Consider the following 20,038-nt stretch of genomic DNA (forward strand, 5'->3'; position numbering starts at 1 on the left):
AAAGAACCCCGGAGCGGTGGGATGTCTGGTAGTGATCGCCGGGCTGTTCGCTTCAGGCGGTCCGGGGGACGACGGACGCAGCCGTCGGGGTGCCGATTGCGTGTTGAACAATTGCTCGACGATTGTGCAACATCGGCGTATCTTGGTACTCGTGACGGGGACCATCGGCTTCCGACCTACTGAAAAAGATGAAGAGATCATCAAGGCCGCAATGCGCAGCGGCGAGCGCAAGAGCGACGTCATCCGGCGGGCACTGCAGCTGCTCGAACGGGAAGTGTGGATCAAGCAGGCTCGCACCGACGCTGAGCGGCTTCGAGACGAGGACGTCTCCACCGAACCGGACTCGTGGTGATTCGGGGAGCGGTATACCGGGTCGACTTCGGTGATGCGAAGCGAGGGCACGAGCAACGCGGGCGGCGCTACGCCGTGGTCATCAGTCCCGGCTCGATGCCGTGGAGTGTCGTAACTGTAGTACCTACGTCGACAACGGCCCACGCTGCGGTCTTCCGCCCAGAGCTAGAAATCATGGGAACAAAGACACGGTTCCTGGTCGACCAGATCCGAACGATCGACGTCGTCTATGTGCACGGCGATCCGGTCGACTACCTGGACCGTGACGACATGGCCAAAGTGGAACACGCCGTGGCGCGATACCTCGGTCTGTGATGGCTGTCGTTGCCTGCAAATGGGCCGCCGACCCGGCCCATGAAAAGTGGAGCTGCCGGGAATCGACAGCTTCCCTGATCCCCTGGACGCCGGCGAAGCCTACGGCGTCCTTCACGTATCCAACCGGGCATGCTGAACACCTACAGCCGCCGCGGCCAACGTCGGGGCCAAGCGCAGATGCACTTTACCTCGATGCGCTTCGGCGGTCCGGTTTGACAATCACCGATGTCAGCGCTGTCATCGACGGCGGGCACGCGATCTGTGACTATCTGAGGCAAGGGCATTCAGGGGCGGAAGCGGCCAACATTGCGATGTCCAACAACTCAACGCTACGGCCGGTTGACGCACTGGGTAGCGGTGGCCCATGATCTGCTGCGCGGACGGTACTTTACGTCTATGGACTGTTACCCGTGGCGGCGCATCGGCTAGCGTGCGAAGGGGGCATCTCCAACGCATTGTCAAGGTAAACTTGACAATGCTCCACGTAAAGATAGTCTTTACACATGGAGATCAGGGACAGCGCCCGGAAATGGGGAGTTCCCGACGCCGACATGCTCCACGCCGTCGACAACGCCATCGTCGTGATATCCCGCGGCTACCAAGGCGATGAGCAATGGCTCATCATCGGCCCCGCCCGCAACGGCGCGCTACTGGAGATCGTCGTCCCTGCCGATCCGCCGGAACGCATCATCCACGCCATGCCGCTGCGAGCGTCGTTCTACCACTACCTACCCACCATCCCACCGCAATGAACAACGAGGTGATACACATGAGCAAAATCAAGGCAGACCCCACCGCCGAGGACATCAACACCTGGCTCGACACCATTGAACCGGACCCGGCTGACGCCCGCGACGCCACCCACTTCCGCCGCATCCGCGCCGCCCGCAAGGCGCTCGACGATGCGCACGACGAGCTGTGCGCCGCGGTGAAAGCCGCCCGCGACGCCGGCGACACCTGGGCCATGATCGGCTTGGCGCTCGGCACTACCCGTCAGGCGGCGTTTCAGCGCTTCGGCCAGGAGGATTGAGCAGCCGCCCCATGACGTCGGCGGCCGCCTTGCCCGCCGTGCGGTCCAGGTGTCCGTAGATCTTGCTGGTGACCGAGGTGTCCTCGTGGCCGAGGTGTTGCGAAACCACGATCAGTGGAACTCCGGCGGCTAAGAGCCAACTGGCGGCGGTGTGTCGCAGGTCGTGGAGCCGGACGGCTTTGATGAGCACGGGCTTGTCCCGGGTTGTCGGGGTCGACGGCCTGGGCTTTGGCCACCGCGCGGTTCCATACGTTGGATCGCCAGCTATAGAGGCGGATCGGCCCGCCGTGACTGTTGGTGAACAGCCATTCGCCGGTGTAATCGAGACCGTCGAGGATATGGGGCGGGACGTCGATGGTGCGATTGCTGCGCTTAGTCTTCGGCTGGCCAAGTTCGTATCGGGCATAGCTGCCGTCGGGACACGCTTCGACGCCTTGTTGATGCGAAAGGTTCCCGTGGTGCGGTCGACGTTGGCCGGGTGAGTGCGGTGGCTTCCGAGAAGCGGCAACCGCTAGCAACCAGGAAGTCCAGCAGCGGATGCCAGCGTGTGGCGAAATGGGAGCGTAGTAGCTGGTACTCGTCGCCGGTGAGGAAGCACATTTCGCGGCGCACGGTGCGGGGTAGTCGGATGCCGGCGGCCGGGTTGGCCGCCAGCTCGCCCTCGCGGACCGCAGCGTTGAGGCAACCCGACAGAAGCCCCTCTTGTTCTGGATTGTCTTGCCACTGGCGCCGCCATCGCGCAGGGTGTTGACCATGTGCTGATGTCGGACCGTCTCAGCGCGGCCAGCGGAATTGTCCCGAGCGTGGGTTCGATGTCGCGCGCCAGGTAACGCTTGTATTCGGTGAGGGCCTTGCGTTCGACACCTGACAGCGCGTCGAGGTGGCGGCCGATCCAGACTCCTATGGTAAGCGGCGGCGCCACATCGCGGGCCCGTGGCGCCGGGTGTCGATGCCGTGCATGGACAGTGCGCGACGAGCCCCGTGGGCTTTGATGAGCGTTGTCAGCGCTTCGGCCTGACGAGGGTCGTCGAAGGTGATACCGGTCTGCCGCCCGTCGATCCAGTAGAGGACGGTGTGGGCGGTGGTGCCGTCCTTGCGTGGTCGCTTCCGTATCGATGCCCAGTGCGAACTTGACAAATCACTTGACATGACGGGGAGCTTCCCATGTTAAGGTCTTTGACCTGCGGTTATTCGGTGGAGCTGCCGGGAATCGAACCCGGGTCCTACGGCATTCCCTCAAGGCTTCTCCGTGCGCAGTTCGCTATGCCTCTGCTCGGATCTCCTGATCACGCGAACTAGCCAGGATGACGATCCCAGTCGCTGTTGGTGTCCCGATGAGTCCCGCGACCGAACTCATCGGTTGATCCCTCTAGCTGATGCCAGGGTCCGGGTCGAGGGCGGTCCCGGTCTGACAGACTAGCCGTCGCTTAGGCAGCGAGAGCGTAGTCGCGCTGATGTGAATCGGCGCTTATTTGGTTGCAACGACGCTTACGGTGGTCTCTTGCCTGCACCGGCACGCTTCCCTTGATTCGATGCGCGAAGTCGAAACCGTTCAGCCCCATGTCTTCGAGCACCCTTGCCGACTTCCGGCAAGACAATCAATGGTACGCGTCTACCAACAACGGGCAACGGGATTATCTTCCCGATCAGATCACGAAGTTCAGACGCTCGACGATCCGGCCCGCGAGGTCCTTGTCGCCGCCGAGTTCCACGTCCTGGCTTCGGGCGGGGCTCATCGGACGACCGCCGGCAAGCCTGGTGAACTGCAGTCCATCGAGCCGGATGGTCGCGGTCGGTTCTTGTCCGCCGAAGTCGTCGACCAGCTGCGCCCTGCCATCGACGCTGACCCGGATGGTGCGGGCCAATGGACCGGTCAGCTCGAACAGCACCCGGGAGCCGTCGGGCGCTTTGGCCAGCTTGCCGACGACGAATCCCATGCTGGAAGACATTTCGTCGAGGGCCAGCTCGGCGGTCCGATCGCCCAACTCGTCGTCGGACGACGGCCGCTGCAGCGCCTGGCGGATGTCCTGTTCGTGCATCCAGCAATCGAAGGTACGGATCCGCATGAAGCGCCCGTAGGTGTCGGGGCCCGCCGGCGTCGTGGTCGCCGCGTTCCAGTCGGCCTCCGGCATGGTCTCCAAAGCCTTGCGGCGCTTGGTGGTCACCTCGCAGAACCGCTCCAGCAGGCTGGTGCCCGACTCTCCGCTGAGATGAATCACCCAGCTCTCGTTCATCACTCCGATGGGGTTGCGCACGTGCTCGAGTGCGGAGACGTCGATATCGGCCTCCGGTGCGCCGATGCCGAGCAGGAAGGACTCGGTACCGATGATGTGCGACACGACCGCCTTGACGTTCCAGCCGGGCAGCGGGCTCGCCGCCTGCCAGTCCGCCTCGGGCAGCCCGTCCAGCAGCGCATCGAGGGAGTCCCACACGGCGAAAAGTCCCTCCAGGACATCGGACTTGTCGAGTTGGGTCAGCGGTCGATCGGCCATGGACGGATAGTAGGCCGGTCACCGCTAAGAGGAGAGTCCGACCCACACCAGGAAGAGGCCGCTGAGCAGCAACGCGATCCCTGCTGCCCCGAGCCTGGCGGGCCAGGCGAAGATGGCGACCCAAATGCCTAGGGCCATCGCCAGCAGTGCGTGAACCATGCGCAGGGCGACCAGGACCCGGTAGCGCAGTACCGAAGGCAAGACCCGGCGCGGCACTACACGAAACATCCAGACGAAGGCGGCGATCAGCACCGCAACCAGGACCGCTATGAGCACCCGCAGCAATCCGGTCGGTTTACCGTCGTTGTAGATGTTCACGACGACGGCGGAAAACACGCCGATGACCGCCGCGACGACGGTCACGTATTGAAATACCTTTTCCAGGACCGCCCCAATGTTCCGGCGCGCCCCGGCTCCCATCGCCGGGTCGATGCCCGCCGCTGCGAAGAAGCCGCGCAGGGCAGGGATCAACCTCCAGCGGTGGAGTCGATTGACGGCCAAGTTGTTGATGGCGGTGGCGTTGTCTGGATCTCGTAGCAACGCCTCCCGATACATCGCCTCGGATTCGGCGAGCCGCCGGAGGTCGTGCAGGATCGCCCCGCGCAGAATCAGTGACTCGACATTGGCGGGTGCAAGCCGCAGCGCTTGGTCCGCCGCGTACAGCGCATTGGGCAACTGCTGGGCTTTCCTCAACAACCTCGCGTAAAGCCGGTGTACCACAGCCTCATTCGGATGAGCAAGCACCGTCCGCCATGCCATGCAGAGAGCATCCCAGTCGCGGCCCAGACCTTCGAGCGACAGCGTATACATCCGCATCGCGAATTCGTCCTGTGGCGCGGCAGATAACGCCGCGTATGCGCTATGCGCGGCGCTGAGATGGTTGTCAAGCAGGTATTCGGCGCGAGAGTACTGGGTCAACAGTGCCGGATCGTTCGGATTCTGTGACAACAGCCGACGCAACGACTCTCGTGCGTGTTCGTATTTTCCGGTGTCGAAGTAGGCTTCTACGACGTGCATGGCGTCATCGGACTGGTCGGTGTCCGTCTCCGACATCACCGAACCTTTCTGCACCGCAAGTACTTTGCCAGCTCGTCGTAGGTGCCGTCGTTGTTGGCGAATTCGACGACGTTACGCGCGGTTTCGAACCAAGGTCCAGCACTGGGCCTGATCTGCGCGGCAGCAGCCTGGACGTCAGCCATCGTGACCGGACGCACCTGCCCACTGCGCATCGAATCGGCCATCGCCAATTGCGTGGCGCTGTCGCAAACATGCGCCAGATCGGCACCCGAGAACCCGTCCGCGCGGCCCGCGATCGCCCCGGGGTCGATCCCGGCGATCGGCCGATCCTTCAAATGAAACCGGACTATCCCCGCCCTGGCCTCGGCGTCAGGTAACCCCACGAAAATCATTCGGTCAAATCGCCCGGGCCGCCGCAATGCCGGATCGACGTCCCAGGGCGCATTGGTGGCGCCGAGCACATAGACGCCGTCGTTGGCGGACGTAGCGGTGTCGAGTTCTTCCAGCAACGTGTTGACGATGGTGCGGATGCCCGAGCTGCCGCTCAGCGCGGAACGCCGGTGCCCCAACGCGTCGACCTCGTCGAAGAACAGCACACAGGGCGCGTTGCGGCGGGCATTGTCGAAGGCCGAACGGATGCTGCGCTCGCTGTCTCCCTGGTAACGATGCAGCACGTCGGCGATTCCCAGCTGGTAGAAGTTGGCGCCCAACTCACCCGAAACCGCCTTGGCGATATAGGTTTTGCCGCACCCGGGTGGTCCGTACAGCAACAGCCCGCCGCGGGCGGACACCTTGTATGCCTTCATCAGATCGGGATTGCGCAGCGGCCCGAGCAACGACAGTTCCAGTTGCTGTTTGACGTCGGCCATGCCCGCGACGTCGGCCAGCCGCACCTGGCTGCGCTGCAGCACGTCGAAATCCCCCTCGGCCACGACGTCGGGGGCCGCCTCGACGAAAGCAGGCTCGATGATGTCGGCAACTTCTTTTTCCGCGCTGGACCAGTCGAAGCCGGCTTCGACTGGAGCCTGCGGCTGAGCCGGGACCGGCTCGGCCAGTGCGGCAGTGCACCGCTGCAGCAGGCTCAGCGCGCCGGCGTTGCCGGCGTCCTGGCTCAATGCCGCGCTGCAATGTCCCAACGCCTCGGCGTAGCGGCGCTTGTCCGCCAACAGGGTAGCCAAATGCACACGCAGCTCGACGACTTCGGGACTGCGCTGCACCGCTGCGGACAACTCGCGAATAACAGGGTCTTCAGTCACGGCCATCCCCCGTAAATACCGCACCCGCCCCCTGCGCGCCAGTCAGAGCCGTCAGCCCATGCCCTTGGCGCGGCGGCCAAGCTCCCGGATCACTTCGCGCTGGGCGTCGCGGCGGGCCAGGTCCTGGCGTTTGTCGTGGGCGTGCTTACCGCGGGCCAGCGCGATCTCGACCTTGACCTTGCCCTCGGTGAAATACAGCGACAACGGCACCAGCGCGAAGTTGCCTTCGCGCAGCTTTCCGATCAGCGTGTCGATCTGACGCCGGTGCAACAGCAACTTGCGGTTGCGCCGCGGTTCGTGGTTGGTCCAGCTGCCGTGTTGGTACTCCGGAATGTGCAGGTTGCGCAGCCAGATTTCGCCGTCGTCGATGGTGGCGAACGCGTCGACCAACGACGCGTGTCCCTCGCGCAGGCTCTTCACCTCGGTACCCTGCAGTGCCATGCCGGCCTCGAAGACCTCGATGATCGAATAGTTGTGCCGGGCCTTGCGATTGGTGGCAATGATCTTTCGGCCGATCTTCTTGCCAGCCGCCTTGGCCTGCTTGGACTGCCCGGCCATCGCTACTGCCGCACGTAGATGCGCAACGTCGCGTAAGCCGTCAGCCCGGACATCGCCACGCCCAGCAGCAACAGCCACGGCGCGATGTAGAGGATGTCGGCATAGTCCACGCGGGCGATCAGATTGGCTTGGTAAAACTGGTTCAGCGCGTTCTCCAAAAACATCGCCCGCACCAGGATCAGGCCGCCGATGGCGATGAGGACACCGACGGTCGCGGCCAACATCGCCTCCACCAGGAAGGGCAGTTGGGTGTACCAGCGGCTGGCCCCGACCAATCGCATGATGCCGATCTCGGTGCGCCGCGTATAGGCGGCGACCTGGACCATGTTGGCGATCAACAAGACCGCGCCGATGGCCTGGACGAGCGCGACCGCAAACGCGGCATTGCTCAGCCCGTCGAGGACGGCGAACAGCCGGTCTATCAGATCCTTCTGGTTGAGTACCGACAGCACCCCGGGCTGGCCCTGCATTGCGGTGTCGAAGTCCTTGTGCTGCTCGGGATTTTCCAGTTTGACGATGAACGACGCCGGGAAGGAATCCTTTCCGGCCACGTCCTTGTACTGCGGGAATTTCCGGATGGCGTCGTCATAGGCCTGCTGCCGGTTGAGGAAGCGCACCGCCTTGACGTCGGATCGCTTTTCGATCTTCTCGCGCAGCGCTTTACACGGGTCGCTGTCGCAGGCGGGATCGTTGGCCGAGACGTCGTCGGTCAGGAAGACCTGGGTTTCGACCCGGTCGAGGTAGATGGCTCGGGAGTTGTCGGCCAGCCGGACCACCAGCAGTCCGCCGCCGAACAGGCCGATCGAGATCGCGGTCGTCAGGATCATCGCGATCGTCATGGTGACATTGCGACGAAGGCCGGTCAGGACCTCGTTGAGCAGGAAGCCGAAGCGCACTTAGCGATCCATCCCATAGACGCCGCGCTGTTCGTCACGAACCAGCCGGCCCAGCGACAACTCGACGACCCGCTGCCGCATCGAGTCGACGATGTGGTGGTCGTGGGTGGCCATCAGCACCGTGGTCCCGGTTCGGTTGATCCGCTCCAACAAATCCATGATGTCCTTACTGGTATCTGGGTCGAGGTTGCCGGTGGGCTCGTCGGCCAGTAGTACCAGCGGCCGGTTCACAAAGGCGCGGGCGATCGCGACCCGCTGTTGTTCGCCGCCCGACAACTCGTCCGGCAGCCGGTTGGCTTTGCCCGACAATCCCACCGTCTCGAGCACCTCGGGCACCACCCGGTTGATCGCGTCGGTGCGTTTGCCGATCACTTCCAGCGCAAAGGCGACGTTTTCGTACACGGTCTTTTGCTGAAGTAGCCGAAAGTCCTGAAAGACGCAGCCGATCACCTGACGCAGTTTGGGGACGTTTCGACCACGCAACTTGTTGACATGAAACTTCGACACCCGCACATCTCCGGATGTCGGCGTCTCGGCCGCCAGCAACAACCGCATGAAGGTCGACTTGCCCGAACCCGACGGGCCGATCAGGAAGACGAACTCACCCTTGTCGATCTTGACGTTGACGTCATCCAGCGCCGGACGTGCCGACGATTTGTACTGCTTGGTGACATGGTCCAGGGTGATCATCACGGCACGCCAGTGTAGCGGTGAGTTTCGCTGGGAAGCGAAATTCACCTGGCCGGGGGCGTCGAACTGGGCGGTGGGCCCGGCCCAGGCGGGGGTGATGGCTCCGGTGTGGTCGGTGTCGTGGTCGCCGGGCAGAAGGGCGGCGGCAGCAAGCAAGGCGGCGACCAAGGCGCCGTGGTTGTGGTCGCCGTGGTGGTGGGCGGTTGCGTCGTAGGTTCCGTCGTCGTCGGCGCCGTGGTGGTGGGTGTCGGGCGCACCGTGGTCGTGCCAGGTGGTTGGACTCTGTCCCGCGGTACCCAGGTGTAGTCGGGATCGGGCACAAAGCCCGGCGGCACCACTTGCGCAGGCCTTGCCGGGGCCGGTTCCGGACGGTAGGTGTCATAGGTCCACCACACGGCCAGGAACGCGACGATCAACACCACCGTCGACGTGCGCACTCGGCCACCGAACAGGTGGCTCGGGGCGCGCCGCGCGCCATCCGCACGCTTACCCAGCACATTGGGCCAGAAGTTCATCGCTGCCGCACCACAGGTGCGGCAGCGGCGGATTCGGCGGCTTGGGCGGCAGGAACCGCGGGGTCTTCGACCAGACCCACCGTCGCGTCGGCCGCAGTCACGATGCCCGCGCGAGCCAGCGCCCGGATGACCAGCACCCGCAATTGCCGACCGGCTTCGAACTGCTTGCCGGGCAGCGTGCGGGCTACCAGCCGCAGGGTGACCGTGTCGAGTTCGATGCTTTCCACCCCCATCACGGTGGGTGAATCCAGCAGCAACTCCCCCAGCACCGCGTCGTCACGTGCGTGCTCGCACTCCTGGTGCAAGACCTCGTTGACCCGGTTCAGGTCGGCATTGGTCGAGACCGGGATGTCCACCACCGCGCGGGCCCAGTCTTTGGAGAGGTTGACCGATTTGACGATCTGGCCGTTGGGAACGGTGAACACTTCGCCGTCGGGAGATCGCAACTTGGTCACCCGCAATGTCACGTTCTCGACGGTGCCCGACGCGTCGGTCGGCGACCCCAGGATGGTGAGCTGGACCAGATCACCGAAGCCGTACTGCCGCTCGGCGATGATGAAAAAGCCCGACAGCAGGTCTTTGACCAGCTGCTGTGCGCCGAAGCCCAGCGCCGCGCCGATCACCGTGGCCGGCGCGACCAAGCCGCCCACCGAAAATTGCAGGACGTCGGCGATCTGCATGGCCACGACGATGCCGATGAGGACGATCGACACCCATGAGATCACCGATGCCACGGCCTGACGGTGCTTGGTCGCCTCCGAGCGAACCAACGCGTCGCTTTCGGCAAATCCCAGGTCGAGCTGGCGAGTCACCCGTTGGGCCACCCAGCTGACGAATCGGGCCGCCAGCACGGCTGCGATCAGCAGCATGACGATGCGCAGGCCGCGGGTGATGATCCATTCACCGAGCGGCCCACGCCAGAAGTCGTGCCAGCGTCGCGCGGCTGAAAACGCAAGAATAGTGGTGTTAGTTGCTGTCATCTTTTCGGTTACGCCACCGGATTCCTGCTTCCAAGAACCCGTCGATGTCTCCGTCCAGGACGGCCGCCGGATTGCCTACCTCGTATTCGGTCCGTAGATCCTTGACCATCTGGTAGGGGTGCAGGACATAGGACCGCATTTGGTTACCCCAGGAACTGCCGCCCTCACCCTTCAATGCATCCAGCTCAGCGCGCTCTTCTAAACGCTTGCGTTCCAACAACTTTGCCTGAAGAACCCGCATCGCCGCCACTTTGTTCTGCAGTTGCGACTTCTCGTTCTGACAAGTGACGACAATACCCGTTGGGATGTGGGTTAAACGCACGGCGGAGTCTGTGGTGTTCACCGACTGGCCGCCGGGCCCGCTGGAGCGGTAGACATCGACCCGCACGTCGCCCTCCGGGATGTCGATGTGGTCGGTGGTCTCCACCACCGGCAGCACCTCGACTTCGGCGAACGACGTCTGCCGGCGGCTCTGGTTGTCGAACGGGCTGATCCGCACCAGTCGGTGGGTGCCCTGTTCGACCGACAACGTGCCGTAGGCGAACGGCGCGTGCACGGCGAAGGTGGCGCTTTTGATGCCGGCTTCTTCGGCGTAGGAGGTGTCGAAGACCTCGACCGGATATTTGTGTTGCTCGGCCCAGCGGATGTACATCCGCATCAGCATTTCGGCCCAGTCGGCCGCATCCACCCCGCCCGCGCCGGAACGGATTGTGACCAGGGCCTCACGCTCGTCGTATTCGCCCGACAGCAGGGTACGCACCTCGGTGACCTCGATCTCGGCTCGCAGCGCCTTGAGCTCGGCATCGGCCTCGGCCAGGGCTTCGGCGGCGGCTTCCCCCGCTTCCTCGGCCGCGAGCTCGTAGAGCACCGGCAAGTCGTCAAGGCGGCTACGCAGCTGCTCGACCCGCCGCAGCTCCCCCTGTGCGTGCGACAACTCGCTGGTCACGCGCTGCGCGCGAGCCTGGTCGTCCCACAATTTGGGGTCGGACGCCTCGTGCTCGAGCTTGTCGATCTTGGCCCGCAAAGCGTCGACGTCGAGCACCCGTTCCACCGTGGTCAGGGTGGAGTCAAGGGCAGCTATCTCAGCTCGTCGGTCGGCTTGACGGTCGGGTTCCACAGCCCACCACGTTACCGGGAGTTACCGTGGTCAGCGTCTAGCATCATGGGACCAGTGCATCGCGCGACTGCGACACAACCCTTTCCGGGCCTTTCCGGGCACGAACAGAAAGCTCGAGCATGCGGCCACACCACCGTCCCTACCACGTCGCCATCGTCGGCTCCGGGCCGTCGGGGTTCTTCGCCGCGGCATCGCTGCTGAAGGCCGCCGACACCGCCGACCACATCGACGTGGCCGTCGACATGCTGGAGATGTTGCCGACGCCCTGGGGGCTGGTCCGCTCCGGGGTAGCGCCCGACCATCCCAAGATCAAGTCGATCAGTAAAACCTTCGAAAAGACGGCCGACGATCCGCGCTTCCGCTTCTTCGGCAACATAGTGGTGGGTGAACACGTCTCCCCCGCCGAACTCGCCGAGCGCTACGACGCGGTGGTCTACGCCGTCGGGGCGCAGTCCGACAAGCCGCTGGACATTCCCGGGGAGGATTTGCCGGGCAGCATCGCCGCCGTCGATTTCGTGGGCTGGTACAACGCACATCCCAACTTCGAACATGCCACGCCGGACCTGTCGGGTTCCCGGGCTGTGGTGGTCGGCAACGGCAACGTCGCGATCGACGTCGCGCGCATCCTGGTCACCGATCCCGAAGTGCTGGCGTGCACCGATATCGCCGATCACGCGCTGGAGTCGCTGCGCCCGTGCGGCGTCCGGGAAGTGGTGCTCGTCGGCCGGCGCGGTCCGCTACAGGCGGCGTTCACCACGCTGGAGTTGCGGGAACTGGGTGAACTGGAGGGGGTCGACGTGGTGGTCGACCCGGCCCAGCTGGAGGGCATCAGCGACGAGGACGCGGCCGTGGCCGGCAAGACCGCCAAGCAGAACATCAAGGTGCTGCGCGACTACGCCCAGCGCCCACCGCGTCCCGGCCACCGCAAGATTGTGTTCCGGTTCATGACCTCCCCGATCGAGATCAAAGGTGACGGCAAGGTGGAGCAGATCGTGCTCGGACGCAACGAACTGGTCGCCGACGAGAGCGGATGGGTGTCGGCCAGGGACACCGGCGAGCGCGAGGAGTTGCCGGTGCAGCTGGTGGTGCGTTCCGTCGGCTACCGTGGGGTGCCGACACCCGGACTGCCGTTCGACGAGAAACGCGGGACCATTCCCAACACCGCTGGCCGAGTGGAAGGCAGCCGCAACGAATATGTGGTGGGGTGGATCAAACGCGGCCCGACCGGCGTGATCGGCACCAACAAGAAGGACTCCCAAGACACCGTCGACACCCTGGTCGCCGACTTGGCGGCTGCTGAAGAGCTGGCGAGTTTCCCACCCGACCATGGCGAGCAGCTGGCCGCCTGGCTGGCATCCCGGCAACCTCAGCTGGTCACGACGGCCCAGTGGAAAATCATCGACCACTTCGAACGGGCGGCCGGCGAGCCGCACGGGCGTCCCCGCGTCAAGCTGCCCAATGTCGCCGAGTTGCTGCGTGTGGGGCGCGGCTGATCAGGGGTCGACCAGCACACCGGGGTTGAGGATTCCGGCCGGGTCGAGCGTGGACTTCGCCGCGCGCAGGGCCGCCGCGAACGGGTCGGGGCGTTGCCGGTCGTACCACGGGCGGTGGTCGCGACCCACGGCGTGGTGGTGGGTGATGGTGCCGCCGGCCGTGCTGATCGCCTCGGACACGGCGGCTTTGATCTCGTCCCACTGCGCGTCGAGCGAACCCCAGCGTCCGCCCGCGTAGATGCCGTAGTACGGGGCGGGGCCGTCGGGATAGACATGGGTGAATCGGCACGTCACCAGGCCGGTTCCGCAGACGTGTTCGATCGCGATTCGGGCGGCATCGGTCACCGCGGCGTGCAGGGCGTCGAATCTTGCCCAGGTGCAAGCGGTTTCGAATGTTTCGGCGATGACGCCGCGGCGGGCCAGGGCGTCTCGTTGGTAGGGCATTCGCAGGAACGCCGAGCGCCAGTTCTTGGAAGCATCGTTTTCTGTTGTGCTGGTTGCTGTTTCGCGGGCAGGCCGCGCGGTTACCCAGCCGCCGTGGTCGGCGGCTATCTCCACGGCCCGGGCCAGCCACGCGTCGATCGGATGGTCCGCCGATTCGAAAGCCAGCACCAGCAGCCCGCCGCCGACCGTGGTACCCGCATTCAGGAACGCCTCGGCCGGGTCCAGTAGCCGGCAGTTCGCCGGGTAGAGGCCGGCCTGTGCGATCGCCCGGGTTGCCGTGACCGCAGCGGCCCAGTCGTCGAAAGCGATCGACGCGGTGAGCTGCCAGCGCGGCCGGTCCTGCAACCGCATCCACGCCTCGGTGATGATGCCGAGGATGCCCTCCGACCCGAGGAACAGCCGATCCGGGGACGGTCCGGCGCCGGACCCGGGCAGCCGCCGCGACTCGCTGACCCCGGCCGGGGTGACGACGCGCATCGACTCGGTCAGGTCGTCGATGTGGGTGTACAGGGTGGCGAAATGTCCGCCGGAGCGGGTGGCCAACCAGCCACCGAGGGTCGAAAACCCGAAGGACTGCGGGAAATGGCGCAGCGTGAGACCGTGTGGGCGAAGCTGATTTTCGATCGACGGCCCCAGCGCTCCCGCCTGGATGCGCGCGACCCGGCTGACCCGGTCGATGTCGAGCACTGCGTCCAGCGCGCCGATGTCCACCGTGACCGCCGGCTCGTCGAAGCGCGGCTCCACTCCCCCGACCACCGAACTGCCGCCCCCGTACGGGATGACGGCGACGTGCTCCCGCGTACCCCACTCCAGCACGTCGACCACGTCCTGCTCGCTGCGCGGCCGTACGATCAGGTCCGGCAGGTGGTCGAGGCGGCCCTGCAGATTACGCGCGACGTCGCGAAACGCCTTGCCGCGCGCATGCCCGGCGCGATCGAGCGGGTCGGCCGAGCACAGCCCGGCCAGCGACGCAGGTGGGGCGATCCGCGGGGGCGCCACCCCGAGCGCCGTCGGATCCGGGGGCTGGTGGTCGGTCAGGTCATGGTCGGGCAGCAGCGCTGCGACGCGTTCCGCCAGTGCCTGCGTCTCTGCCTGCGACAGCGCGTCCTCGACGTCACCCCAGCCCCACCACGAACGCATGCTGTGTGGTCAGCGTTTGACGACGACGACGGCTCCGCCCACCACCAGCAGCACCAGCGCCGTGGCAATAGCCCAGCCGAGGCCCGCCAGCCACCAGATGACGGCCAGCAATGCCAGCACCGGTGACAACACGAACAGCACCATCCCGGGGTGCTGCTTGATCACCGCGAGCGCGCTGGTCGCCCGGACCCGATCGATTTCCTTGCCTGCCATGCGTTCAGCATGCCATGACACCGGCCCGGTCAACCCCCTTCTTCGTCGTCATCGTCTGCGTCGCGTAGGAGTTTTTCGGCGTGGTGGAAGGTGTTGGTTCTGGGCTGGCCCGTTGATCCAGACGAGTCGAGATGCGGGGGTGGGATCCATTCGGTGTCGCCGTGGGTGCTCTTGCGGGTGCTCCAGCCGCCGTCGAGGAGTTTGTGGTGGGGTCCGCAGGCGAGGGTGAGGTGGTCGATATCGGTGCGGCGGGTGGCGGCCCACTCCCGCACATGGTGGACCTCGCACCGATACCCCGGAACATCACAGCCCGGCGCTGAGCAGCCACGTTCTTTGGCGTACAAGACAATTCGCTACCCGGGCGACGCGAGGCGTTGGGTGTGATACAGCGCCAGCGGTTTCCCGTCGTCGAAGATAGCGAGGTAATGATTCGCCTGGCGGCCCAGCCGGATCACATCCGACATGGGCAGCAGGGTGCCGCCACCGGTGAGGGCCTTGCCGGACGCCGATTCGAGGTCTTTGAGCGTAGTGGACCCGATGATGCTGGCCGGTAACCCGTTGTGCTGCCCCAGATTTCCGCTGGCCAATAACCCGCGCAGGGCGGCGTTGAGGGCGTCGTGATTGCGTTGGCCTTCCGAGCGGGTATCACACTGCGCGGCTTCCTCAGGCGCTGGGCCATCAACTACCGGGCTCTCGTCGGCCGGGTTGCATATGCCCGGAGCGCCTAGTTTGGCCAGGACCGCCTCGACGCTGGCCCGGGTTTCCGGGGTCAGCCAGCCATTGAGCCGCGACATACCATCAAGGCCCTGCTTGCCCAGGATCAGGCCGCGCCGCCGCGCCCGGTCGCCATCGGAATAGGTGCCGTCGGGGTTAAGGCAGTCCATCAGCCGCTGCGCGAGTTTGGCCAGTTGGTCGGGCCGGTACTGGGTGGCCAACCGGGCCAGATGCTTCGGCTTTCTCCCGCGTCTCGATGTCCACATCGACAGGCAGGTGGCGGAAAAAGTCGCGGATCACCCGGACATGCGCCTCGCCGATGTTGTGCTTCCCCCGGTTTCTCGGAGACTTCCGAACCAGGTTTGATCTTGAGAGCCTGGAGGAAGGAAGTGTGCAGTGGCAGCGAACAGGAAGTATCCGGCTGGTACAACCCCCGCCGCATCCAAGCTGGCCTCTGCGGGCTCTCACCCGACGAATATGAAGCTGCCTGGAAGGACAACCAGCAGCACCACCCCCAAGCGAGCTACCCTCCCACTCGAGGGGGTCGGTCCCAAATAAAAAAAGTCTCCGGGAAACCGGGGGAGGTCCATGTTGGCCGTCTCGCTGGGCGGCAGCGGTGGCGCTCAGCTGCGGCGCCAACGGCTCGCCGGTCAAGGCCAGACGCTGCCCCAACTCGGCGGCCTCGCCCACCCGCCGGCCGGCCTCAGCGCGGGTGATCCGCAGCCGGCTGGCCAACGCCGCGGGCAGCCTACCGCCCAATTCCTCCTCGGTGGACTGCTCGGCAATCTGATTGATTAGCGACTGTTCGATGCTGGGCAGCTGACGCCGCGTCGTCTCACAGTGCTCCAGTAACACCAGCCGTTCGGGAGTGGTCAACGCGTCGAAGGAGAGTTCGAGCAGCCGTGCCATTGTCGCCTTAAGCGAATCGAAGGTCGCGACGACCTCTTCACGACTAGTCGAAAACATGTTCGAATTCTATCGTGGGTCACCGACATTGATGATGTCGAACGGACGGGGCCGGTCTCTGGCTTCATCTGCCGGGAGGAGGACCGGCAGCACCGACATTGACCAAACCAGGCGCTTGACAGTTCCGTCATCTGCGTTTGTCTCCGCGGCTGTCACCGCTACCGCGCATCACCCGACCGGGACCCGGCAATCGCGTAGCCCTTGACCCCCGAGGCATGATCGGCGTCGCACCCCGGTCGGCAGCTCGCCCCAATCGCCCCTCGACCAGGTCGACGGCGAAAACCGTTGCTGCGCCTACCGCAAACGCGCTGCGCAGCGCGCACAGTCCGACCGCTCCTTGGCGGTGTTGCTGTTCTGCATCGCGTTCGGTTTGTCGATGGACTATGAAGTCTTCCTGATCGCGAGAATCCGCGAGTATTGGTGCGTGCTGACGCGGGACATGTCCGCCATGGCCCCGGCCCCACGACGAGCCGCCAATGACGAAAGAGCGTCACCCGCGGCCTCGCCCACACCGGCCGCGTGATCGCCGCCGCAGCGTTGATCATGGCGGTCAGCTTTGCGGCACTGACTTCTGCCGGCGTCTCATTCATGCGGATGTTCGGTCTCGGGCTCACGATCGCGGTGCTGGTCGACGCCACCGTGGTGCGGATGATCCTGCTTCCGGCGTTCATGTTCCTCATGGGCCAGTGGAATTGGTGGGCGCCCGCGCCGTTGCCACGCCTGCACGAACGCATCGGCATCGACGAATCCACAAGCCTGCCTTGACCGCTCGGTGAGCGACGGATTCCCCGACTCTCGAGCCACGAATCCCGCTGCACACCCGCAGCCGCGACCCGCCCGATACCAGCGTCACCAAACGGCCCAACCATTACCGTGAAACCACAGTGACACTCGACATTTGCCGAAATGACGAATGACCCTATCAACCACGGACAATGGCCCGTAACGTCCACCGTGTGGACATCGAGGTGCTTGCGAACGCAGTTCTGCTGGCCTGCCGCGCCCCGTCGGTGCACAACAGTCAACCGTGGCGGTGGGTCGTAGAGCACCATGCCGACGTCTACACCGCCCACCTCTTCGTCGATCGCCACCGAATCGTGCGGGCGACAGATCATTCCGGCCGTGAAGCACTCATCAGCTGCGGCGCGGCACTCGATCACCTGCGCGTCGCGGTGACGGCCGCGCAGTGGCAGCCGAGCATCACTCGCTTCCCCACCCCAGGCCGCCCCGACCACCTGGCCGCAATCGAATTTTGCCCCACCGATCACGTCACCGCGGCCCAGCGACAGCGGGCCGAGGCGATTCTGCAGCGCCGAACCGATCGGCTTCCGTTGGACCGCCCCAGTTACTGGGACTTTTTCGAGCCGGTCCTGCGCGGCGCCGTCGACGACGACGTCGCGATGCTGGATGTCCTCGCCGACGAGCAACGACCACTGCTGGTGCAGGCGTCACAGTACAGCGAAGCCCTGCGTCGTGACGATCCGTCTTATCATGCCGAACTCGACTGGTGGACTTCGCCATTCGCATTGGCAGAGGGTGTGCCACCGAGCGCCCTGGCATCCGACACCAACGACTCCGGGTCGACGTCGGCAGGGATTTCCCGGTGCGAAGCCACCAGCAGCGCCGTCCGCAGATCGCGGCCGACTGGTCGAAAATCCTTGTGCTGTCCACACCTGACGACACTCGACTGGACGTATTGCGGTGCGGCGAAGCGCTGTCGACCGTCCTGCTCGAATGCACCATGGCCGGTATGGCGACCTGCACGCTGTCCCATCTCATCGAGTCGAGCGAAAGCCGAGACATCGTCCGCGGCCTGATCGGCCATCGCGGCGAGCCACAAGTCCTGGTGCGCGTGGGGATCACGCCACCGATCGACGATGCTCCCCCGCCCACACCGCGGCGGCCGCTAAACACCGTCCTGGAAATTCGCGAAAAGCCCGAGAAAGGTTGAGCCGATGCCCGACGAGCCAGTTACCTTCCTGTCAGCCGATGAGAGTTGGAAACTTCTAAGCAGCGCCGCGCTCGGCCGACTGGTGACCAGCATCGCCGGCGAGCCCGAGATCTTCCCGGTCAACTACGTCGTGCAGGACCGCACCGTGCTCTTCCGAACGGCCGAGGGCACGAAATTGTTTCTCGCCGTGACGAATAGCCCAGTCGCATTCGAGGCCGATGATCACAACGCGGTGGAAGGCTGGAGTGTCATCGTCAAAGGCCGTGCACAGGTTCTGCGTACCGATACAGAGATCCAGAAAGCCGAGCAGGCCCAACTGCGGCCATGGGTCGCGACGTTGAAGCTGCACTACGTGCGGGTTATCCCGTCCGAAATCACCGGCCGGCGTTTCTTGTTCGGACCGGAGCCGGACCGTACCGAGACGTTTGCGTGACGACCGGTCACCGGTCGACGAGAACATATCCCGTCACACGACCAAGGACAACGGTCCCTTGCTGCGGCGGGCCTTGCGCCGCTTGCTGATTGCCACCAGGCGTGCTACCGCGGCTTCGATTCCCCGCGCCAGCTGATCGACGTCGGCCACCGCGTCATAGTCGGTGAGAATGCCGAAGCACAGGTCGTCGGCGTAGCTGAGCATCGCAACACCGGTTCGCAGGTGCATCGCCAGCGGCGGAACCGGGAATACCGCGACCACCCTTCTGCCCAAGACCTTCAGCGGGTGACGCGGCCCGGGCACGTTCGTCGCCACCGTCACGATCCCACGCTGTGGCAGCCGCATCAGCAGGCCGACCGCCCGGGCCGTCACCGCGAACGGAATGCGATTCGCAACCGACATGAACACGTTTCCGGCTTGCGGCTGACCGCTAGTCTTGGCCTGGCTCAGCCGTTCATGTACCCTCCGCAGCCGCTGCACCGGATCCTCTTCCTCCACAGGCAGATTCGGAAGCATCGCGGATACGCGATTGTCGATCTCGCCGAAGGCGCCCGTAGAGCGGACCGAAACCGGTACCAAGGTCCGCAACGAACCCGGTCGGGGCCGCTGCCCACGCGCGACCAGGACGTTGCGGTAGCTCTCGGTAATCGCCGCCAGGGCAACGTCGTTGATGGTGACACCGAACGTCTGACACACCAAATCGAGGTCGGCCAGCAAGACCCGCGCTCCGCCGAACCTACGCAAGTCGCTCAGCGGCCCGTTCAGCGTCGACTCGGCGGGGGTCAACAGACCGGCGACCAGTTCGCCGGCGCCCTGGACGACGCGGACGATACCTGACGTGATCGCGCCGGGGGCAGTCCATAGGCCATTCAGCAGGCTCAAGGGATTCGATGCGCCCAGCTCTGGTTTCAGCGCGGCGTGGGTCTGCTCCGCGAAACTGTCCCGAGCGACATGACCGCTGGGGTCGCACAATCCGGCCAGAATGTGGGCAGCCGCGATTCCGTCGGCCATGCAGTGGTGGACCTTGGTCAGCATCGCCCAGCTGTCGTCGGTGAGACCTTCGATGACCCAGAGCTCCCACAGCGGGCGGTCGCGGTCCAAACGCCGAGCCATCACGTCGGCGACCAGCCGGTAAAGCTCGCGGTCGTCGCCCGGATGTGGCACCGCAACCCGCCGCACGTGCCGGTCGATGTCGAAGTCCGGGTCGTCCACCCATTCGGGAGCACCCAGGTCCAACGGGTGCAGCCGCAACCGTTGCCCGAACCGCGGACAGGCGCGAATGCGCTCGGCGAACAGCGAAACCAGCACATCCTGGTCAGGGGCGGGGCCTTCGATGACCGCAAGGCCGCCGATGGCCAGACTGACTCGCGGATCGACATCTTCGGCCTTGAGGAACCCGGCGTCCAGCGTCGTCAGGTGAGTCATTATCAGCGTCTTTCCCCAGTTATCTGCAACTCTCGGTACCAC

Annotated in this window: 20 protein-coding genes, 1 other RNA gene and 6 pseudogenes; 8 read left to right on the forward strand and 19 right to left on the reverse strand. The window is 65.0% G+C overall.

Annotation, left to right across the window (positions count from 1 at the left end; translation table 11 throughout):
* Window positions 1-86 precede the first annotated feature (86 nt).
* A pseudogene (locus CDN38_RS06435) lies at window positions 87-402 on the reverse strand (hypothetical protein); the annotation flags it as partial.
* Here CDN38_RS06435 and CDN38_RS06440 point away from each other — a divergent pair.
* The 4 genes from CDN38_RS06440 (at window position 346) to CDN38_RS06455 (ending at window position 1,696) form a co-directional block, all read left to right on the forward strand.
* A complete protein-coding gene (locus tag CDN38_RS06440; RefSeq protein WP_075510705.1) occupies window positions 346-666 on the forward strand; it encodes a type II toxin-antitoxin system PemK/MazF family toxin in 321 nt (106 codons plus the stop codon). The pseudogene CDN38_RS06435 and the gene CDN38_RS06440 overlap by 57 nt on opposite strands.
* The gene (locus CDN38_RS32365; protein ID WP_082277122.1) at window positions 666-1,034 is read left to right on the forward strand and encodes a DUF732 domain-containing protein; all 369 of its coding nucleotides are present in this window, start codon (window positions 666-668) and stop codon (window positions 1,032-1,034) included. Before CDN38_RS06440 ends, CDN38_RS32365 begins: the two co-directional genes overlap by 1 nt.
* Window positions 1,035-1,169: 135 nt before the next feature.
* Window positions 1,170-1,418, forward strand: a complete 249-nt coding sequence (locus CDN38_RS06450) for a hypothetical protein (RefSeq protein WP_075510706.1) — start codon at window positions 1,170-1,172, stop codon at window positions 1,416-1,418.
* Window positions 1,415-1,696, forward strand: a complete 282-nt coding sequence (locus CDN38_RS06455; RefSeq protein WP_232336953.1) for a hypothetical protein — start codon at window positions 1,415-1,417, stop codon at window positions 1,694-1,696. The genes CDN38_RS06450 and CDN38_RS06455 overlap by 4 nt, the downstream gene beginning before the upstream one ends.
* On the opposite strand, the gene CDN38_RS30445 is transcribed toward CDN38_RS06455, so the two are convergent.
* The 12 genes from CDN38_RS30445 to prfB form a co-directional block, all read right to left on the reverse strand.
* Window positions 1,653-2,102 carry a tyrosine-type recombinase/integrase gene (locus CDN38_RS30445; RefSeq protein WP_083044066.1) on the reverse strand — a complete coding sequence of 150 codons (450 nt, stop codon included), beginning with the start codon at window positions 2,100-2,102 and terminating at the stop codon, window positions 1,653-1,655. The genes CDN38_RS06455 and CDN38_RS30445 overlap by 44 nt on opposite strands.
* 494 nt (window positions 2,103-2,596) lie before the next feature.
* The gene (locus CDN38_RS30450) at window positions 2,597-2,845 is read right to left on the reverse strand and encodes a hypothetical protein (RefSeq protein ID WP_082277124.1); all 249 of its coding nucleotides are present in this window, start codon (window positions 2,843-2,845) and stop codon (window positions 2,597-2,599) included.
* A 43-nt stretch (window positions 2,846-2,888) separates the two neighbouring features.
* Window positions 2,889-3,256: a transfer-messenger RNA gene (gene ssrA / locus CDN38_RS06465) on the reverse strand.
* 86 nt (window positions 3,257-3,342) lie between these two features.
* On the reverse strand, window positions 3,343-4,188 hold the full coding sequence (locus tag CDN38_RS06470; RefSeq protein WP_075510707.1) for a maleylpyruvate isomerase family mycothiol-dependent enzyme: 846 nt from the start codon (window positions 4,186-4,188) through the stop codon (window positions 3,343-3,345).
* 24 nt (window positions 4,189-4,212) lie between these two features.
* Window positions 4,213-5,241 carry a tetratricopeptide repeat protein gene (locus CDN38_RS06475; protein ID WP_075510708.1) on the reverse strand — a complete coding sequence of 343 codons (1,029 nt, stop codon included), beginning with the start codon at window positions 5,239-5,241 and terminating at the stop codon, window positions 4,213-4,215.
* Window positions 5,241-6,461, reverse strand: a complete 1,221-nt coding sequence (locus tag CDN38_RS06480) for an AAA family ATPase (protein WP_180276296.1) — start codon at window positions 6,459-6,461, stop codon at window positions 5,241-5,243. The genes CDN38_RS06475 and CDN38_RS06480 overlap by 1 nt, the downstream gene beginning before the upstream one ends.
* A 51-nt stretch (window positions 6,462-6,512) precedes the next feature.
* On the reverse strand, window positions 6,513-7,019 hold the full coding sequence (gene smpB, locus CDN38_RS06485; RefSeq protein WP_023371973.1) for an SsrA-binding protein SmpB: 507 nt from the start codon (window positions 7,017-7,019) through the stop codon (window positions 6,513-6,515).
* A gap of 2 nt (window positions 7,020-7,021) precedes the next feature.
* A complete protein-coding gene (gene ftsX / locus CDN38_RS06490; protein WP_075510710.1) occupies window positions 7,022-7,915 on the reverse strand; it encodes a permease-like cell division protein FtsX in 894 nt (297 codons plus the stop codon).
* Window positions 7,916-8,605 carry a cell division ATP-binding protein FtsE gene (gene ftsE, locus CDN38_RS06495; protein ID WP_075510731.1) on the reverse strand — a complete coding sequence of 230 codons (690 nt, stop codon included), beginning with the start codon at window positions 8,603-8,605 and terminating at the stop codon, window positions 7,916-7,918.
* 44 nt (window positions 8,606-8,649) lie between these two features.
* Complete coding sequence (locus tag CDN38_RS30455; RefSeq protein ID WP_083044068.1) at window positions 8,650-9,120, reverse strand: Rv3103c family proline-rich protein; 471 nt, start codon at window positions 9,118-9,120, stop codon at window positions 8,650-8,652.
* Complete coding sequence (locus tag CDN38_RS06505) at window positions 9,117-10,100, reverse strand: mechanosensitive ion channel family protein (protein ID WP_075510711.1); 984 nt, start codon at window positions 10,098-10,100, stop codon at window positions 9,117-9,119. The genes CDN38_RS30455 and CDN38_RS06505 overlap by 4 nt, the downstream gene beginning before the upstream one ends.
* The gene (prfB, locus tag CDN38_RS06510) at window positions 10,087-11,217 is read right to left on the reverse strand and encodes a peptide chain release factor 2 (protein WP_075510712.1); all 1,131 of its coding nucleotides are present in this window, start codon (window positions 11,215-11,217) and stop codon (window positions 10,087-10,089) included. The genes CDN38_RS06505 and prfB overlap by 14 nt, the downstream gene beginning before the upstream one ends.
* A gap of 119 nt (window positions 11,218-11,336) precedes the next feature.
* On the opposite strand from prfB, the gene CDN38_RS06515 reads away from it, so the two are divergent.
* Window positions 11,337-12,710, forward strand: coding sequence for an FAD-dependent oxidoreductase (locus CDN38_RS06515; RefSeq protein WP_075510713.1), 1,374 nt, complete (start codon window positions 11,337-11,339; stop codon window positions 12,708-12,710).
* Here the strand turns inward: CDN38_RS06515 and CDN38_RS06520 are convergent, their stop codons facing one another.
* The 5 genes and pseudogenes from CDN38_RS06520 to CDN38_RS06540 all read right to left on the reverse strand — a co-directional run.
* Window positions 12,711-14,294, reverse strand: coding sequence for an FAD-binding oxidoreductase (locus CDN38_RS06520; RefSeq protein WP_075510714.1), 1,584 nt, complete (start codon window positions 14,292-14,294; stop codon window positions 12,711-12,713).
* A 9-nt stretch (window positions 14,295-14,303) separates the two neighbouring features.
* Window positions 14,304-14,507, reverse strand: coding sequence for a hypothetical protein (locus CDN38_RS28885; protein ID WP_075510715.1), 204 nt, complete (start codon window positions 14,505-14,507; stop codon window positions 14,304-14,306).
* A 29-nt stretch (window positions 14,508-14,536) separates the two neighbouring features.
* Window positions 14,537-15,542: pseudogene (locus CDN38_RS30460) on the reverse strand (HNH endonuclease signature motif containing protein); the annotation flags it as partial.
* A gap of 270 nt (window positions 15,543-15,812) precedes the next feature.
* Window positions 15,813-16,187 (reverse strand): annotated as a pseudogene (locus CDN38_RS06535) (DUF222 domain-containing protein); the annotation flags it as partial.
* Window positions 16,188-16,404: 217 nt separating this feature from the next.
* A pseudogene (locus tag CDN38_RS06540) lies at window positions 16,405-16,524 on the reverse strand (dehydrogenase); the annotation flags it as partial.
* On the opposite strand from CDN38_RS06540, the pseudogene CDN38_RS06545 reads away from it, so the two are divergent.
* From CDN38_RS06545 to CDN38_RS06555, 3 genes and pseudogenes are all read left to right on the forward strand, one after another.
* Window positions 16,522-16,952 (forward strand): annotated as a pseudogene (locus CDN38_RS06545) (MMPL family transporter); the annotation flags it as partial. The pseudogenes CDN38_RS06540 and CDN38_RS06545 sit on opposite strands and share 3 nt — an antisense overlap.
* Window positions 16,953-17,122: 170 nt before the next feature.
* A pseudogene (locus CDN38_RS06550) lies at window positions 17,123-18,138 on the forward strand (Acg family FMN-binding oxidoreductase).
* A 4-nt stretch (window positions 18,139-18,142) separates the two neighbouring features.
* Window positions 18,143-18,571 carry a pyridoxamine 5'-phosphate oxidase family protein gene (locus tag CDN38_RS06555; RefSeq protein WP_075511196.1) on the forward strand — a complete coding sequence of 143 codons (429 nt, stop codon included), beginning with the start codon at window positions 18,143-18,145 and terminating at the stop codon, window positions 18,569-18,571.
* Window positions 18,572-18,604: 33 nt separating this feature from the next.
* Here CDN38_RS06555 and CDN38_RS06560 read toward each other — a convergent pair whose 3' ends face one another.
* Window positions 18,605-19,996 carry a WS/DGAT/MGAT family O-acyltransferase gene (locus CDN38_RS06560; RefSeq protein WP_075511195.1) on the reverse strand — a complete coding sequence of 464 codons (1,392 nt, stop codon included), beginning with the start codon at window positions 19,994-19,996 and terminating at the stop codon, window positions 18,605-18,607.
* Window positions 19,997-20,038: the final 42 nt, after the last annotated feature.

The sequence above is a fragment of the Mycobacterium ostraviense genome (assembly GCF_002705925.1).
Lineage (GTDB): Bacteria > Actinomycetota > Actinomycetes > Mycobacteriales > Mycobacteriaceae > Mycobacterium > Mycobacterium ostraviense.

Coding starts and splice junctions, on each gene's coding strand:
- CDN38_RS32365 (WP_082277122.1), top strand. CDS start 666: ATGGCTGTCGTTGCCTGCAAATGGGCCGCCGACCCGGCCCATGAAAAG.
- CDN38_RS06450 (WP_075510706.1), top strand. CDS start 1,170: ATGGAGATCAGGGACAGCGCCCGGAAATGGGGAGTTCCCGACGCCGAC.
- CDN38_RS06455 (WP_232336953.1), top strand. CDS start 1,415: ATGAACAACGAGGTGATACACATGAGCAAAATCAAGGCAGACCCCACC.
- CDN38_RS30445 (WP_083044066.1), bottom strand. CDS start 2,102: ATGCCCGATACGAACTTGGCCAGCCGAAGACTAAGCGCAGCAATCGCA.
- CDN38_RS30450 (WP_082277124.1), bottom strand. CDS start 2,845: ATGTCAAGTGATTTGTCAAGTTCGCACTGGGCATCGATACGGAAGCGA.
- CDN38_RS06470 (WP_075510707.1), bottom strand. CDS start 4,188: ATGGCCGATCGACCGCTGACCCAACTCGACAAGTCCGATGTCCTGGAG.
- CDN38_RS06475 (WP_075510708.1), bottom strand. CDS start 5,241: ATGTCGGAGACGGACACCGACCAGTCCGATGACGCCATGCACGTCGTA.
- smpB (WP_023371973.1), bottom strand. CDS start 7,019: ATGGCCGGGCAGTCCAAGCAGGCCAAGGCGGCTGGCAAGAAGATCGGC.
- ftsE (WP_075510731.1), bottom strand. CDS start 8,605: ATGATCACCCTGGACCATGTCACCAAGCAGTACAAATCGTCGGCACGT.
- CDN38_RS30455 (WP_083044068.1), bottom strand. CDS start 9,120: ATGAACTTCTGGCCCAATGTGCTGGGTAAGCGTGCGGATGGCGCGCGG.
- CDN38_RS06505 (WP_075510711.1), bottom strand. CDS start 10,100: ATGACAGCAACTAACACCACTATTCTTGCGTTTTCAGCCGCGCGACGC.
- CDN38_RS06515 (WP_075510713.1), top strand. CDS start 11,337: ATGCGGCCACACCACCGTCCCTACCACGTCGCCATCGTCGGCTCCGGG.
- CDN38_RS06520 (WP_075510714.1), bottom strand. CDS start 14,294: ATGCGTTCGTGGTGGGGCTGGGGTGACGTCGAGGACGCGCTGTCGCAG.
- CDN38_RS28885 (WP_075510715.1), bottom strand. CDS start 14,507: ATGGCAGGCAAGGAAATCGATCGGGTCCGGGCGACCAGCGCGCTCGCG.
- CDN38_RS06555 (WP_075511196.1), top strand. CDS start 18,143: ATGCCCGACGAGCCAGTTACCTTCCTGTCAGCCGATGAGAGTTGGAAA.
- CDN38_RS06560 (WP_075511195.1), bottom strand. CDS start 19,996: ATGACTCACCTGACGACGCTGGACGCCGGGTTCCTCAAGGCCGAAGAT.